The 16,486-nt window shown below is 61.0% G+C and carries 13 protein-coding genes and 1 pseudogene; 10 read left to right on the top strand and 4 right to left on the bottom strand.

What is annotated here, in order from left to right; translation table 11 throughout:
* The 10 genes and pseudogenes from Q1A06_RS15645 to Q1A06_RS15600 all read left to right on the top strand — a co-directional run.
* A pseudogene (locus tag Q1A06_RS15645) lies at positions 1 to 788 on the top strand (biotin carboxylase); the annotation flags it as partial.
* On the top strand, positions 788 to 1,291 hold the full coding sequence (locus Q1A06_RS15640; RefSeq protein WP_299565695.1) for a biotin/lipoyl-containing protein: 504 nt from the start codon (positions 788 to 790) through the stop codon (positions 1,289 to 1,291). The pseudogene Q1A06_RS15645 and the gene Q1A06_RS15640, both read left to right, overlap by 1 nt.
* Before the next feature lie 2 nt (positions 1,292 to 1,293).
* Positions 1,294 to 2,901: a carboxyl transferase domain-containing protein gene (locus Q1A06_RS15635; protein WP_299565692.1), complete on the top strand. Its 1,608-nt coding sequence runs from the start codon at positions 1,294 to 1,296 to the stop codon at positions 2,899 to 2,901.
* Positions 2,902 to 3,045: 144 nt separating this feature from the next.
* Complete coding sequence (locus Q1A06_RS15630; RefSeq protein ID WP_299565689.1) at positions 3,046 to 4,230, top strand: lipid-transfer protein; 1,185 nt, start codon at positions 3,046 to 3,048, stop codon at positions 4,228 to 4,230.
* 24 nt (positions 4,231 to 4,254) lie between these two features.
* Positions 4,255 to 5,085, top strand: a complete 831-nt coding sequence (locus Q1A06_RS15625; RefSeq protein ID WP_299565686.1) for an SDR family oxidoreductase — start codon at positions 4,255 to 4,257, stop codon at positions 5,083 to 5,085.
* A 99-nt stretch (positions 5,086 to 5,184) separates the two neighbouring features.
* Positions 5,185 to 6,783: a carboxyl transferase domain-containing protein gene (locus Q1A06_RS15620; protein ID WP_299565683.1), complete on the top strand. Its 1,599-nt coding sequence runs from the start codon at positions 5,185 to 5,187 to the stop codon at positions 6,781 to 6,783.
* 10 nt (positions 6,784 to 6,793) lie between these two features.
* Complete coding sequence (locus Q1A06_RS15615; RefSeq protein WP_299565680.1) at positions 6,794 to 7,588, top strand: crotonase/enoyl-CoA hydratase family protein; 795 nt, start codon at positions 6,794 to 6,796, stop codon at positions 7,586 to 7,588.
* Positions 7,585 to 9,588 carry a biotin carboxylase N-terminal domain-containing protein gene (locus tag Q1A06_RS15610; RefSeq protein ID WP_299565677.1) on the top strand — a complete coding sequence of 668 codons (2,004 nt, stop codon included), beginning with the start codon at positions 7,585 to 7,587 and terminating at the stop codon, positions 9,586 to 9,588. The genes Q1A06_RS15615 and Q1A06_RS15610 overlap by 4 nt, the downstream gene beginning before the upstream one ends.
* On the top strand, positions 9,585 to 10,751 hold the full coding sequence (locus Q1A06_RS15605; RefSeq protein WP_299565675.1) for an acyl-CoA dehydrogenase family protein: 1,167 nt from the start codon (positions 9,585 to 9,587) through the stop codon (positions 10,749 to 10,751). Before Q1A06_RS15610 ends, Q1A06_RS15605 begins: the two co-directional genes overlap by 4 nt.
* Before the next feature lie 75 nt (positions 10,752 to 10,826).
* Positions 10,827 to 11,660, top strand: coding sequence for an MBL fold metallo-hydrolase (locus Q1A06_RS15600; protein ID WP_299565672.1), 834 nt, complete (start codon positions 10,827 to 10,829; stop codon positions 11,658 to 11,660).
* 501 nt (positions 11,661 to 12,161) lie between these two features.
* Here Q1A06_RS15600 and Q1A06_RS15595 read toward each other — a convergent pair.
* Genes Q1A06_RS15595 through Q1A06_RS15580 form a run of 4 tightly spaced genes read right to left on the bottom strand, consistent with a single transcriptional unit; the run spans position 12,162 to position 16,457 of the window.
* Entirely contained in the window at positions 12,162 to 13,358 is a 1,197-nt protein-coding gene (locus tag Q1A06_RS15595; RefSeq protein ID WP_299565669.1) for a phenylacetate--CoA ligase family protein, read from the bottom strand.
* Positions 13,359 to 13,385: 27 nt separating this feature from the next.
* Entirely contained in the window at positions 13,386 to 14,195 is an 810-nt protein-coding gene (locus Q1A06_RS15590) for an enoyl-CoA hydratase/isomerase family protein (RefSeq protein WP_299565666.1), read from the bottom strand.
* A 34-nt stretch (positions 14,196 to 14,229) separates the two neighbouring features.
* Positions 14,230 to 15,381 (bottom strand): acyl-CoA dehydrogenase family protein, encoded by a 1,152-nt coding sequence (locus Q1A06_RS15585; protein WP_299565663.1) that lies wholly within the window; start codon positions 15,379 to 15,381, stop codon positions 14,230 to 14,232.
* Positions 15,378 to 16,457 (bottom strand): acyl-CoA dehydrogenase family protein, encoded by a 1,080-nt coding sequence (locus tag Q1A06_RS15580; protein WP_299565660.1) that lies wholly within the window; start codon positions 16,455 to 16,457, stop codon positions 15,378 to 15,380. Before Q1A06_RS15580 ends, Q1A06_RS15585 begins: the two co-directional genes overlap by 4 nt.
* Between the last annotated feature and the right edge of the window lie 29 nt (positions 16,458 to 16,486).

The following is a 16,486-nucleotide window of genomic DNA, read 5'->3' as shown; positions in this document are numbered from 1 at the left end:
AATGCTCGATCCAGCGCCGGTTCCAAAAGATCATCGAGGAAACGCCGTCGCCGGCGCTTACGGCTGAACAACGCGACGAGATCTGCGAAACCGCCGCCGGGATCGCCCGCGCCGTGAACTATCGCGGCGCTGGCACGGTCGAGTTCATCTATGCCCAGGACGGATCGTTTTACTTTCTGGAAATGAACACCCGGCTTCAGGTCGAACACCCGGTGACCGAAATGGTGACGGGCTTTGATCTGGTCGCCGAACAGCTGCGCATCGCGGCGGGCGAGGGGCTGAGCGCCGCGCAGGCCGACATCGCGCAGAACGGCCATTCGATCGAACTGCGCATCTGCGCCGAAGACGCCACCCAGGATTTCCGCCCCGCGATCGGGAACATCCTGCTGCTCGACGAACCCCGCGGCGAAGGCGTCCGCGTGGACAGCGGCATTCTGGACGGTGGCAAAGTGACCACCGATTTCGACCCCATGCTGTCCAAACTGATCGTCCACGGCCGCAACCGGGCCGAGGCCATCGCCCGGGCGCGTGAAGCGGTCCAGAACTACGTGATCCTTGGGGTGACAACCAACACCGGTTATCTGGATGCCATCCTTGCACATCCGGATTTCGCGTCAGGAGATGTCTCGACCGGCTTTCTGGCCGAACAGACCGATACGCTGACAGCGCCTGGCGAAGATGTGAGCGACCTGTTGATGGCGGCGGCGGCCCTGTCGGATGAACGGTTAGTGAGCGATGTGATGCAGATACCTGAAATGCACCGAAAAATGGGCGGGTGGAGAAACTGATGCGGCGGATATACCAGATCGACGGCGAAGAGACCGAATGCTGGCTGTCGCACGACGGCAGAAGCATGATACTGAACACCCCCGATGGCGCGATCCCCTGCCAATTGGACGCGACGGAGGCACCCGGCGGCTATACACTGCGGGTGCGCGGGCGCACTTACGACATGCGGGTGGCCGTCGGGCCGGACGCGACATTCGTGCATCTGAACGGGCGGACATTCGCCATCGGACGCGTCGATCCCGCCGAGCGTCTGGCCGGAAATGACGGCGGCGCGGTCGATGACCGCATCGTCGCGCCGATGCCGGGAGTTGTCGTATCCGTGAATGCCAAGGCCGGCGATCAAGTCAAGGAAGGTCAGCCGCTGCTGGTTATCGAAAGTATGAAACTTGAAACCAGCCTGACCGCGCCGCGTGATGGTGTGATCGCTGAAATACCATTTGCCGCTGGTGATAGTTTTGGGCTCAAGGCCACACTCGCCCAGCTGGCTCCCCAGGAGGAATAATCATGCGCCGGATCGAAAGCCAGATCGACACCAACGCCCCGGATTTCAAGGCCAATCATGCGGCCATGTCCGAGCGGCTGAAAGAGTTCCACGCCCGCCAACACGCGACGCGTTTCGAGCGCCCGCAACGCGACATCGACCGGCTGGCCCGGCAGGACAAGCTGGGCGTGCGCGAGCGGCTGAAGCTGTTGCTTGACCCCGGCACACCGTTTCTGGAGTTTTCCACCCTCGCGGCCTGCCGCGAATATGACGGCGCGGTGCCCGGCGCCGCCGTTGTGACGGGCATCGGCATCGTGCAGGGCCGCGAGGTCGCCATTCACGCCAACGATGCGAGCGTCAAGGGCGGGGCATGGTATCCCCATACCGTCAAAAAGATCGTGCGGCTTCTGGATGTCGCGCTGGAAAACCGCCTGCCAGTGATCCATATCTGTGACAGCGCCGGCGGCTTCTTGCCGTTACAGCACGGCGTCTTTCCCGACCGTTATCTGGGCGGGCGCGTCTTTCGCAATCAGGTCAAGCTGAGCCAAGCCAATATCCCGCAGATCGCGGTGGTTGGTGGCCATTGTACTGCTGGTGGTGCCTATGTGCCGACGCTAAGCGATTACAATATCATCATCGAAGGCACCGGAGCCATTTTCCTCGGCGGTCCGCCACTCGTGAAGGCGGCAACCGGCGAAGAGGTCGGCGTTCAGGAACTGGGCGGGGCGGTCATGCACACCTCGGTCTCTGGCACCGGCGATTACCGCGCGGCCACCGAACAACACGCCTTTTCGCTGGCGCGAGAGATTGTCAGCCAATGGAAGCGCACGCCGAAGACGATCATCGAAACCGCCACTTTCGAAGAGCCGTATTACGACCCCAAAGAGCTTTATGGGATCATCCCCAAAGACCGAAAGACCCAGTTCGACATGCGCGAAGTACTGGCTCGGATCGTCGATGGCTCGCGTTTTCACGAATATCAGCCCGATTACGGCACCACTATGATCTGCGGCTTTGCCCATATCTGGGGTTACAAGGTTGGAATCCTTGCCAATAACGGCGTGCTGTTCAACGACAGTTCGCTCAAGGCGGCGCATTTCATGCAGCTGTGCAACCAGAACCGCACGCCTCTGGTCTTTTTCCAGAACATCACTGGCTACATGGTGGGGCGCGAATACGAAGAACGTGGCATCGCCAAGGATGGTGCGAAGATGCTGATGGCGCAGGGCGGCTCGGTCGTACCGAAATTCACCGTGATCGCCAATGCCTCTTACGGAGCAGGCAATTACGGCATGTGCGGACGGGCCTGGGATGCGCGTACGCTGTTCATGTGGCCGCAGGCAGAAATCGGCGTGATGGGTGCGGATCAGGCCGCCAATACCATGGCCGACGTCAAGATTCGCCAGCTTCAGCGCGAAGGCAAGGAGTTGACCGAAGAGGAAATTGCCGCAATCCGCGATCCCGTGCTTGAGAAATTCCGTCAGGATGTGGAAGCCTATACCTCGACTTCTGAATTGTGGGACGATGGTATTCTCGACCCCGCGGATACGCGCAATGCGCTTGGCATGTCGATTTCCGCCTCGCTGAATGCCCCGATTGATGATCCGCACTACGGGATATTCCGGCTCTGACGGCTTCGGGGTGACGACGCGCACCCCACGTCACAGCAGGGTAGTGTTGACAGGCAGACACTCTTGGATGCAAAAATCTAACAAGTGATAGAAAATGGGCCGGTTCTGATTCGTCTACGGCCGGTTCCAGTATAGGAGACAGAGATGACCAACAAAGCCTATATCAGCGGCGTCGGGATGGTCCCGTTCCAGAAACCCGGCAAATCCGAAAGCTATGATGTGATGGCCGCCACGGCCACCCGTGCCGCCTTGGCGGACGCGGGTCTGGATTATGACAAGGTAGAGCAGGCCTATGTGGGCTATGTCTACGGCGACAGCACCAGCGGCCAACGCGCTCTATACCATGTCGGGATGACCGGCATTCCGGTAGTAAACGTGAACAACAACTGCTCAACCGGGTCCTCGGCCCTGTTCCTCGCCCGTCAGGCCGTCGAAAGCGGCGCGGTCGACTGCGCGCTGGCGCTTGGGTTCGAACAGATGCAGCCGGGCGCGCTCGGTTCGATGTTCCACGACCGGATCAGCCCGTTTACGGCGTTCGACGAAGAAACCGACGATCTGGTGGGTAATTCGGAAATTCCACTGGCGCTCCGGTATTTCGGCGGTGCGGGCAAGGCCCATATGGACGAGTTCGGCACAACCATGGAAACCTTTGCGAAAATCCGGGCCAAGGCCAGCCGACACGCGGCCAAGAACCCCGTCGCGCTGTTCCGGCAGGAAGTAACGCCCGAAGAGGTAATGGCGGCCCCGGTCATGTGGCCGGGTGTCATGACCAGGCTGATGGCCTGCCCACCGACCTGTGGTGCCGCTGCGGCAATCGTCTGTTCCAAGGAATTCGCCGACAAACACGGCCTCGACAGCTCGGTTCGGATATCGGCGCAGGCCATGACAACGGACGGACCCGAAACTTTCGGTGCGCATGACATGCGCGAGGTTGTCGGCTTTTCGATGGCCAAGCGCGCCGCCGATCAGGTCTACGAGGCGGCCGGCATCGGGCCGGACGATGTAGACGTGGTCGAACTGCACGATTGTTTCGCTCATAACGAACTGATCACCTACGAGGCTCTCGGCCTTTGCGCACGTGGCGACGCCGCAAAATTCGTCGATGACGGCGATAACACCTATGGCGGAAAATACGTGACTAACCCATCGGGTGGTCTTTTGTCCAAGGGCCATCCGCTGGGTGCGACGGGACTTGCGCAATGCACCGAACTTGTTCAGCAACTTCGCGGTACGGCCGATGCGCGCCAGGTCGATGGTGCGCGGTTGGCGCTTCAGCATAACCTCGGTCTCGGCGGGGCCTGTGTGACCACGCTTTACGAAAAAGTCTGACAGCACCATTCGGAGGGATAGAACATGACCAATAAACTTGACGGGCGCGTGGCGCTGGTTTCCGGTTCCGGCCGGGGCATCGGACGTGAAATCGCGCTCAAGCTTGCCTCGGAAGGGGCGCGGCTGGTGATTAACGATCTGGATGCCGATCCGGCCAATGAAACCGCGGAAGCCATCCGCGCCGCCGGTGGCGAAGCGGTGGTCTGCGCCGGCAGCGTGACCGAAGACGGCTTTGCCGAGCGGTTCATCAAGACCGGCGTCGACAGCTTCGGCGGTCTGGACATCATCGTGAACAACGCCGGCTACACCTGGGACAGCGTCGTTCAGAAGATGACCGACGAACAATGGCAGGCGATCATCGACGTTCACATGACAGCTCCGTTCAGAATTCTGCGCGCCGCCCAGCCGGTGATCAGCGCAAAGGCCAAGGAAGAAGCCACCGCCGGACAGGAAGTGTTCCGCAAGGTCGTGAACATCTCGTCCATCGCCGGGACGGGCGGTAATGCCGGTCAGATAAACTATTCCGCCGCCAAGGCCGGTATTCTCGGCGTCACCCGGACGATGGCCAAGGAATGGGGCCGCTACAAGGTCAACGTCAATGCCGTCGCCTTCGGCCCGATCCGCACCCGCCTGACCGAGGGCAGCGCGGACGGCGACAGCACGATCAAGGTCGAGGAAAAAGAGATCAAGGTCGGCGTGAATCCCGATCTTCTGTCTCAGATGGAACGGATGATTCCTTTGGGCCGGGTCGGCACCCCGGAAGAGGCCGCAGGCGCAGTCTATCTGTTCTGTGCGCCTGAATCGAACTTCATCTCGGGCCAGCACATCATCTGCGGCGGCGGTTTCGTGATCTAGCATCGGCCACCATAGCCGCGCATTCGGGTTCTGACGTGCGACTGAAAATTCCGGGCAGCCGCACGACGGTTGCCCGAACTGTAACAGGATATCCGATCCATGGCGCGTCTCGAAACGACAGTACTGACCGCATCCGAAACCTACACGCGCAACCACGCGGCGCAAAGCGAACGCGTCGAAACCCTGCGCACCCGTATTGCCAAGGCGACCTCGGGTGGACGTCCCGACATGGTCGACCGGCACCGCAAGCGCGGTAAACTTCTGGTCCGCGACCGGATCGACCTGCTGGTGGATCCGGGCACCGCGTTTCTGGAGCTGTCGTCGCTGGCGGCCTATGGCCAATACAGCGGCGAGGTTCCCGGTTCCGGTATCGTCACCGGCATCGGTATGGTCCACGGGCTGCCTTGTATGGTGATCGCCAACGACGCCACGGTAAAGGGCGGATCTTTCTACCACGAGACGGTGCAGAAACACATCCGCGCCCAGGAAATCGCGGCGGAAAATCGGCTGCCCTGCCTGTATCTGGTGGATTGCGGCGGCGCCTATCTGCCTGAACAGGACCGTGTCTTTCCCGATGCCCGCCATTTCGGCAATTCCTTCTATCGCCAGACAAATATGTCGGCCAGCGGCTTGCCGCAGATCTCGGCCGTGTTCGGCGGCTGCACGGCGGGCGGGGCCTATATCCCCGCGCTGTCGGACGAGGTCATCATGGTACGCGGCAACGCGCGCATCCATCTGGGGGGTCCTTCGATCGTCAAGGTGGCGATCAACGAAGAGGTCGATGGCGAAACGCTGGGCGGGGCAGAGATGCATTCTCGTGTCTCGGGCGTTTCTGACCATCTGGCAGAAGACGAACATCATGCGCTGGCCCTGATGCGCGACATCGTGGCCGAGCTTGGCCAGTCGCGTCCGATGGAGCCTGACGCAGCTCCCGAAGCGCCTGCGCATGACCCGTCGGAATTGCTCGGTGTCATCAGCGCCGACCGCAAGGAACCCTACGACATGCGCGAGGTTCTGCTGCGCATGATCGACGCGGGCGAATTCCGCGAATTCAAACCGGGCTGGGGCGAAACGCTGGTCTGCGGCACGGCGCGTATCCACGGCTATCGTGTTGGTATCCTGGCCAACAACGGCGCGCTATTGTCCGACAGCGCACTCAAAGGCGCACAATTCGTGTCAATGTGTGACCAACGAAATATCCCGCTTCTTTTCCTGCACAATATTTCCGGCTTCATGGTCGGGACCGAGGCCGAGCGTGGCGGCATCGCCAAGGACAGCGCAAAGCTGGTCTATGCGATGTCGGTCGCCAAGGTGCCGCGCCTGTCGGTCCTTCTGGGCGGCTCTTACGGGGCGGGCAATTACGGCATGTGCGGGCGCGGCTTTGCGCCGAACTTCCTCTTTGCGTGGCCGACGGCGGAACTGGCCACCATGTCCGCCGACATCGCCACCAACGTAATGCTGGAACTGCGTCGCCAGAAGGGGGGCGATTCCGACAAGATGCAAGCCGATATGGACCAGATCGAGGCGCAGGTGCGCGCTCAGTACGGCGAACAGTCCGATCCCTATTACGCCACATCGCGGTTGTGGGATGACGGCCTGATCGAACCGGGTCAGACCCGCGATATCCTCGGCCTATGTCTGGCCATCGTCTCTTCGGCACCCGAAGCAGGGCGCCACACGCCCGTATTCAGAATGTGAGGCCCACACCATGACAACGACCTACGAAACCATCCTGCTTGAAACCGACGAACGCGGTGTCGCCACGGTAACACTCAACCGCCCTGACAAGCACAATGCCCTGAACGGAACGTTGATCGCCGAGCTTGCGGATGCCGCAGAGAAACTGGCCGCCAATGACACGGTGCGTATCGTGATCCTGACCGGAACCGGCAAGAGTTTTTGCGCCGGTGGGGATTTCAACTGGTTCTCTTCCAACATTGAAAAGTCCCGCGCAGAGCGGGTCGACCAAAGCGCGACGCTTGCGTATTTACTACGCCGCCTCGATACCCTGCCCAAACCTCTGATCGGTCGGATCAACGGCCCGGCCTATGGCGGCGGCGTCGGCATGATTTCGGTCTGCGACTATACAATCGGGGCGAACGACGCGCGCTTTGGCCTGACGGAGGTGAAACTGGGCTTGTTGCCCGCCAATATCTCGCCCTATGTCGTGGCCCGCATCGGCAAGGTGCATTCGCGCGAAACCATGCTGTCGGGGGCGCTGTTCGACAGCACGCGCGCGGAACGGATCGGTCTGTTGACCGAGGTCGTCGCCGCCAATGAATTGGATGCGGCCATCGAGCGCGTCGTGCATAATCATTTGCAGGCCGCGCCGGGTGCTGTGGCCGACACCAAGGCATTGATCGCCTATGTCGCGGCGCATGATCTGGAAACCAACATGATCTATACCGCCGACCGTCTGGCCGACGCCTGGGAGACCGAGGAAGGCATCGAAGGCATCAACAGTTTCCTCGACAAAAGCACTCCTTCCTGGCGGGTGAAATGAGCTTTACCCGCGTCCTGATCGCCAACCGGGGCGAAATCGCCCGGCGCATCCAGCGCGGGTGCCGCAAGCTGGGGCTGGAAACGGTGGCGGTCTTTTCCGAGGCCGACCGCGATGCACCCTTTGTAATCGAAGCCGATCACGCCGTTTGCATCGGTGGGGCGGCACCTTCGGAAAGCTATCTGAACGTCAATACCATTCTTGACGCCGCCCGCGCGACCGGCGCCGGCGCGGTGCATCCCGGCTATGGCTTTCTGTCCGAGAACGCCGGTTTCGCCGCTGCGGTTGAGGCGGCGGGCCTTGTGTTTATCGGGCCGGAACCGGGCGCGATTGCCATGATGGGATCAAAGATCGAGGCCAAGGCCGCCGCAGAGGCCGCAGGTGTCCCTGTTCTGCCCGGTTACCGCGGCACCGACCAATCCGACGCGCGGTTGCTGGAAGAAGCGCGCGCGCTTGGCACGCCGCTTCTGGTCAAGGCGAGTGCGGGGGGTGGCGGGCGCGGCATGCGCCTTGTCACCGATCTGGCCGACGCGCCGGAGGCCATTGCCTCCGCCCGGTCCGAGGCGAAAGGCGCGTTTGGCGATGCGGCGGTTTTCCTCGAACGCTACGCGCCCCGTGCCCGCCATGTCGAGGTGCAGGTGTTGGGCGACAGCCATGGCAACCTGCTGCATCTGGGCGACCGCGATTGTTCGCTGCAACGCAACCACCAGAAACTGATCGAAGAGGCCCCAGCCGCCGATCTGCCCGAAGATCTGCGCGATGACATGCGCGCGGCGGCGGTCCGGCTGGCGCAATCCATCGACTATTGCTCGGCGGGAACGGTGGAATACCTTTATGACCCGGCGCGGGGCGAATACTACTTTCTTGAGATGAACACCCGCCTGCAGGTCGAACATCCTGTAACCGAGGCGATCACCGGCATCGACCTGGTCGAATGGCAGTTGCGCATCGCGCGGGGCGAGCCATTGACGCTGGCGCAGACCGATGTGCGGTTTGACGGCCACGCCATCGAGGTGCGCATCGCCGCCGAGAACCCGGCCGAAAGTTTCCGACCCGAAACCGGCCGGATCACCCTTTGGGCACCGCCCGCAGGCGTACGGCTGCACAGCGGAGTCGCAGCGGGGTCGGTCGTGGGGCACCATTACGATTCCATGCTGGCCAAGTTGATCGTCCACGCGCCGGACCGCGCCGGGGCGATCCGCAGGGCCGTCGCCGCGATTGATGCCTTCGCCGTCGGCGGCGTGGGGCTGAACCTGTCGTATCAACGCGCCTTGCTGACACACGCGGATTTTCAGGCGCTTCGCCATCACACCTCGGGACTGCCCGAGATGTTCCCGGATGGCTGGACGCAACCCACGCCCGACACCCGCGACACCTGCCTCGCCGCAATGGCGCTCCATCTGCATCTCGCCCCGGCGGGCACGTCGCCCTGGGAAAGCCTCGGAGCGTGGCGGCTCACGGCCCCCGCAGGACGGCCCGGTGCGGCGTCCTATTGGACCACATTGCAAGATGATCCGATTCGCATATCCGGCACCCAGGAAAACCTTGTCGCTGTTCTGCCGGACGGCCAGAGGCTCACAACCAAAACCGCCGCCATGACCGCCGACCGCCTGAGCGGGCGCGTTGACGGTGTTCCCTTCACGCGCATTGCTCATGTCGAACGCGCCCGCAATCATTGGCGGGTGCATCTACAGACTCCTGCGGGGATGACACTGACAGACCTGCGTACACTGGAAGATCGGCACCTCGCCCGCGCCTGCGTCGGCGCAAGCGGCGCTGACCTGCTGACAGCCCCGATGCCGGGCGCCGTCGCCGAGGTGCGCGTCGCTCCCGGCGATACCGTCGCCGCCGGGGATACGCTGGTGGTGCTGGAAGCCATGAAATTGCTGCAAAGCCTGCCCGCGCCGGTCGCGGGCGTGGTAACGGAAATCTATTGTGCGCCGGGCGATACAGTCGCCGGACACGCCCCACTCGTCAAACTCGACCCGGAGGAACAAACATGACCAAACAGGAAACCATCACCACAACCGGCGGCCCGTTCAACGAAGACCTCGACATGATCCGTGACCAGCTGCGTCGGTTCATCCAGACCGAAGTGACGGCCAATGCCGACGCCTGGGAAGAGGAGGGCATGGTGCCGCGCGACGTGCTGCGCCGAATGGGCGATCTTGGCGTTCTGGGCATGCGCTATGACGAAAAATACGGCGGCGCCGGGCTGGATGTGATGTCCAGTGTAGTTTTGGCGGAAGAGGTCGGGCGGTCCACCTTTGGCGGTTTCGCGGCCACGGTGTTGGTCCATACCGACATGGCCTCGCCGCATCTTGAAAACGCCGGCACCCCGGAGCAAAAAGCCCGCTGGATGCCGTCGATTACCGCAGGCGACAAAATCGCCGCCGTGGCAGTGACCGAACCGGGTGCCGGGTCGGACGTAGCGGGCATGCGCAGCCGCGCGGTGCAGGACGGGTCGGACTGGGTGCTGAACGGCACCAAGATGTTCATCACCAACGGCGTGCACGGCGACATCTTTTTCGTCGGTGCCAAGACCGATCCAGATGCCAAGGGGTCGCGCGGAATCACCATGTTCGCGATCGAAAAGGGCACGTCCGGTTTCTCGGTCGGACGGGCGCTGAACAAGACCGGCTGGCTGTGTTCGGACACCGCCGAGCTGATTTTCGAGGATGTTCGCGTCCCGGCGGAGAATATTCTCGGCGAGGTCAACAAAGGCTTCTATTCGGTGATGAAGAACTTCCAGAACGAACGCATCGTTCTGGGTGCCATGGCCTGCGCCGAGGCACAGACCGCACTGGACATGACCGTGGACTACGTCAAGCAACGCAAGGCCTTTGGCGGCGTGCTTTGGGACAAGCAAGCTATCCGCCAGCGGCTGGCCGACTGTCAGACCCGGATCGAGGCGGGTCGCCAGCTTGTCTATCATGCGGCCAGGCAGGATGCGGCAGGCCGCGATTGCGTGAAAGAGGTCTCAATGGTCAAGGCGTACTGCGGCGAGCTGGTCAATTCAGTGCTCTACGACTGTGTGCAATTCCACGGTGGCATGGGCTACATGCGCGAAACACCAGTCGAGCGGATGTCACGCGATGCCCGCGTTCAGGCCATCGGCGGCGGCGCCAGCGAGGTGATGCTCGAAGAGGTTGCGAAACGCATGTAAACCGTCAGCCCGAGACGTCGACGATTTGGCGAACACAAGGATAATCTGCGCAAGCATGGAAGATGGTGATCATCAATGACGAAAAGCAGCATGTTTTTCACGGAACCGGAACCGTGTCGCGCTCAGGCTGTCGAGGTGGCCGAGGGTATTCGGAGGATCGTTGCCGACAATCCCGGAAAGATGACCTATTACGGCACGAATACATACATCATCGACAGCTCTAACGGCCGGTTCGTGATCGACCCTGGACCAGTCGAAGACCACGACCATTTCGACGTCATTGTCGAAACTCTGGGGGAAGACGCCACCGGAATTCTCGTCACACATCACCATTCCGATCATTTCGGCGCCGCGCCGGCACTGCGCGAAAGGACAGGTCTGCCTGTTCACGTCTCACGGGTGTTTCCCGACGATGCGTTCGAACCTGACGGATACCTTGACGACGGTGATGTGATCGCCGGGCTCACTGTTCTGCACACGCCCGGTCATGCAAGCGATCATCTGTGCTTCGCACGACCGGACGGGGTTCTGTTTTCCGGTGATCACATGATGGGTTGGAACAGCTCGATCGTAAGCCCGCCTGACGGCAACATGCGCGATTACTGCGACCAGCTTCAACGATTGATCGAGCGTAACGACAGGGTCTGCTTGCCCGGTCACGGCCCCGTGCTTCACGACCCGCAGCCCTACATCCAGCGATTGCTCGACAACCGGATGCGCCGCGAAGCAGAGATTCTCGCGCATCTGTCGAAAAAGCCCGATACTATCAAGAATATCGCAGTATCAGTGTATAAGAAATCCGATCCGCATATCGCGATGGCTGCCGAACGCAATGCTGCGGCGCACCTGGAAAAGCTTCTCTCGGAAGAACGCGTCAGAAGGAACAGTGATATTTGGAGTTTAACATAAGACAGATTATAGAATTTTTCTTTTCCAGCAGCGTGCGCTTTTGGAGGGTGGATCCTATTCGAAAACCTTAACGTCTCGAATAGGAGCGACATCGTGTGGGAACCGGTTGGACCTAACTGAGCATCCAAATGTGTCGCTACATCGAAGACTGATAGCATGCGCAGATTCCAGTAAGAGACATGGCGTGCGTAGCGAAACGCCATACGTCGCCGATCATTCACCAGATAGAACGCATTTCCCGGGTCGATGATGCCGCTCATAGCGGCCAGTTTGAGCGCTAAGAAAGAGATACGATGCTGTTTGGCCAAAACGCGGCCACGCAAATTTTATCTTATTGGTCGAACGCGTCTAGTCGCTTCACCCTAAATCTGAGGAACACGACCAAGCGCGCGAAACCTTTGATGAAAAGGATCGTGAACGCCATCCATGGATTAGAGAATGGTGGTCCAGCCCCTCCCTTCGGTGTTTGGACGGCCGAACCCGATTGCGGTTGAAGCAACTTCAATTGTCTTTCTGATTGACGATCAGATCCGCATTCTCCGGCAGCTCCGCGATAATGTTGACGGCGTCGGCTCGAATCCTTGAATGCAGCTTGAAGGCTTCGGCGGCGGCTGTCTCGGCAGTGGATACGTCTGCACCATCTTCCAGGACAAGTGAGATCCTAATCATGTCGCGGTCGTTATCTCGGGTGACGACGGCTTGCGCGGCGCTAGCGCCGGGCGTTGCGATGACAACTTCCTCTATGACCCGCGGATAGACGAATATCTCGCGCACTTTCACTGCCGCCCCAACCCGGCCTTGCAATACTGAAATGCGTTTGACGCTGCCATCCTCGTTGCTTTCCAGCGCAAACGCACTGTCGCCAGTGCCGAACCGGATCATCGGCCAGGTGGCGTCGCGTGCGGTCACAACGACCTCGCCCGGTTCACCGTGGTCCACCTGCGCGCCGCTGACGGGATCGCAGATCTGCACCACGCGGTCAGGATGAACCACATAGCCTTCGCCGCCATCTTCATAGCCGACGAGGCCGAGGTCGGCAGTGGCATAGGCGGCCCAGGTCGACACGCCATACTCGGCCTCGATCCGGCGGCGCTTGGCCATCCAGTCGCCCATCTCACCACCGAGAAAGGCGGTTTTCACTTTCCACGCGTCGCGGCCATAGGTTTCGATCACCTTGTCCGCAAGCGTGAGAAAAAACGCTGTCGAAGCGCAAATCGAGGTGACGCCCGTTTCCACGATGATCTGTGCCTGAAGCTCGGTATTGCCCACGCCGCCGGGAATGACGGTGGCACCTGCGGCCTGTGCCGCTTCGTCGAACAGCAGGCCAGCCGGTACAAGGTGGTACATCCAGGTGTTCAGGATGATGTCCCCTGCGCCTACTTCTGCCGCCTTGAAAAGCAGATCAAGGCCATGTCCGCCGCCACCTGCGAGCGCTGGTTCGAAGATCGGTCCCGGTGAGACGTATATCCGCGCGACATCCTTTAGATCAGAGGCGAGGAAACCGCCGAAGGGCGGGTTGTCACGCTGGATCTTCAAGAGGTCTTCTTTCTTCATCACCGGCAGACCCGACAAGTCGGCCAGCGACCTGACGGCTGCCGGATCGAATCCGGCAGCCGCAAATCGTGATTTCAGTCCAGGGGCCTTTTCGGCCGCGGCGCTATAGGCCTGAGCTATGTCCCGGTAGATATCTTCAGACATGTCCATGCCTCCTTGACCATTCGTGACTTAAATAGGGCAGTCTTTGCGGAAGTTCGGCGCGCGCTTCTCGCGGTGCGACAGAACGCCTTCCTTGACATCCTCACCCATGAAGCCAAGCATCTCAAGCGCGGTCGACGCGTCAAAGATAGGCCCGGCCTGACGCAACCAGTTGTTCAGCGAATACTTGGTCCAGCGGATCGCGCTCTGCGAGCCGTTCGACAGTTCCGTCGCCGTATCGAGCGCGATCTGTTGCAATTCGTCATCTTCAACACACATCGACACCAGACCGATGCGCTCGGCCTCTTCACCCGACACTGGTTTGCAGGTCATCAGATAGTATTTCGCCTTTGCCATCGAGGTCAGCAGCGGCCAGATGATCGCTGCGACGTCCCCGGCGGCAACGCCCAGACGCGGGTGGCCGTCCACGATCTTGGCCTTTTTACCTGCGATGGAGATGTCAGCAAGAATGGCAACCACAAGCCCGGCACCGGCGGCGGGGCCGTTGATCGCAGAGATGATCGGCTTGTTGCAATTGATGATATTGTAGACGAGGTCCTTGGCCTCTTTCCACGTTTTCATAATCTCGTGCGAATCCCCGATCATCTTTTCGATCAGGCTGAAATCGCCACCGGCCGAAAACGCCTTGCCCGCGCCGGTTACGATGACCGCGTTGATGTCGGGGTCACGGTCGATATCGATCCACATATCCGTCATCTGTGTATGCATCTCAGAGTCGACGGAGTTAAAAGTCTCGGGCCGGTCGAACGTAATACGCAGAACACGGTCCGCCGGGTAGTCGAATTTCATCTTGTGGTATTTCGCATAGCGGTCAGACATGCTTCTTTTCCTTTGTTTTGATATTGATGTGGGTTCAGCCAGGCAATCCGAGGACGGCCTTGGACAGGATGTTGCGCTGAATTTCGTTTGATCCGCCGTAGATCGTTGTCGGCCGGGCCTTGTAAAAGCTCGCCAGAACGTCGACGTTTACATTGCCAACCTGCAGTGGGCCGACCGTGCCGCCATCGGGGCCAGCCGCCTCGATCATCAGTTCGGTGATGCGCTGGAAGCATTCGGTCACCCAGATCTTGAGCATCGAGACATCCGCGCCCAGCGTTTCGCCACGCTTGAGCTGATCGGCGAATCGCGAATAGAGTGCGGCATGATCTTCGACATCGAGGGCGGCCTGGGCGAAACGGTCGCGGAAGACAGGGTCTTCAAAAGCGCCCCGGCCACGGGCAAAGCTCTCAAGCTGGCCCAGTGCGTTTTGTGCCAGGTTCGGCGCCCCAATGAAAATACGCTCGAAGCTCAGCAGCGCCTTGGCCATCGTCCAGCCCTTGTTCAGTTCACCGACCAGGTTCGCGCGCGGCGTCCGGGCATCGTCAAAGAACACCTCGCAAAACTCAGTCTCCCCCGACAAGGTGGTGATCGTACGCACTTCGACACCCGGCTGATCCATCGGCGCAAGCAGGAAACTGATGCCTTGCTGCTTCTTTGGGGTGGCCGGATCGGTCCGCACCAGCATGAAGATGTGGGTTGCGTCATGCGCCATCGTGGTCCAGATTTTCTGCCCGTTGATGACGAAGTCATCGCCATCGGTCTCTGCGCGGGTGCGCAGATTGGCAAGATCGGACCCGGCGCCCGGCTCGGAATAGCCTTGGCACCAGATGTCGTCACAGCTCAAAATACGGGGCAGCCAATAGTCTTTCTGTTCCTGGGTACCGAACTTGATAACCAACGGGCCGACCATCTGCACGCCCATATCGCGCCCGCGATTCACGCCCCAGCGCTGCTGCTCTTCGTAAAAGATAAGCAGCTTGGACGCGTTCAGGCCCATACCGCCGTATTCTGCAGGCCAGGCCGGTGCGACCCAGCCTTTCGCGTGCAGCTTGCGATGCCAATGTTCGATCTCGGCAAATTTAGGACGGTGCGGCAGGTTGCGCAGGTCCTCGGGATATTCCGCTTCGAAAAAACCGCGCACTTCCTTGCGGAATTCCGCATCGCTCATTGCGTTCCAATCGGTCATTGTCCGGCTCCTTCCTCTTCTCGCGCTTCGAACCAAAGCCGTCTGTGATGGGCGTCGTCACCCAGCCACGCGGAAAGAACCAGCGCCCGGTTGAGGTAAAGCGCGATCTCGAACTCGTCCGTATACCCGACCGCACCATGCAGCTGGATCGCGTCGCGCGTGATCTTCTTGGCAGCCGTGACCGCGCGGGCCTTGGCCCGGCTGGCAAGTCGCGCCCGTGCTTTCGGATCGGTTTCGCGATCCATAAGCCCAAGAGCTTCGCGCACCCCCGATTGTGCAACCTCGCACATCACGTTCAGGTCGACAGCACGGTGCTGGATGACCTGAAACGATCCGATGGGCTTGTCGAATTGCTCCCGGGTCTTGATGTAATCCAGGGTGATTTCGAAGGCGCGCTCGCTCAGGCCGACGAGCTCGGCGGCGGCAAGCGCCGTTGCGTCATTGACCGCCTCGGCGAGCGCGTCCCGAACCGCACCCCCACTGGCCAACTCTTCCGCAGGTGTCCCCGAGAACGAAAGCTCGCCCATCGCGCTGCCGTCGGCCTGCCTGCGCTCTTCGACGGACAGCCCGTCCGCACCGGCCTCCGCCAACACCAGAACCGGACCGGCATCCCCTTCGGCCACGACGAGGAAACCCCGTGCCCCGCCAGCGCCGGCAACCCAGGCTTTGCTGCCGGTCAGCTTTCCGTCGGCGTAACGACAACTCGGCTCGGCGGGACCACCGTTCGGTCCGCGCTCCTGCCAGGCGGCGGCCAAAACGGTGGCCCCCCCGACAAGCTGTTCCATCATGGCATGCTCCGGGCAAAGACGGCGGAGAAGTCCAAGGCTCAGCCCGACTGTTACCACCACCGGTTCCGGGGCAATCACCCGGCCGACTTCCTCGGCGATGACGCCGCCGGCAGCCAGGCCCATGCCAAGCCCGCCGTTTTCCTCCGGTACCGTCACACCGAAAATGCCAGCCTCGGCCATTTCGCGGATCATATCCGCATCCCAGCCGCCACCGGCATCGCGCAGTTTTCTGGACCGTTCACTACCGCCCGCGCGCTCGAACAGGGTCCGCGCACTTTCACGCAGCATGCGAAGGTCTTGTTGGTCGCTTGGTTGCA

The sequence above is a fragment of the uncultured Sulfitobacter sp. genome, from assembly GCF_947497275.1.
In the GTDB taxonomy this organism is placed as follows: domain Bacteria; phylum Pseudomonadota; class Alphaproteobacteria; order Rhodobacterales; family Rhodobacteraceae; genus Sulfitobacter.
The sequence above is the reverse complement of the archived record's forward strand: the minus strand, read 5'-3'. Positions and strand labels throughout refer to the sequence as shown.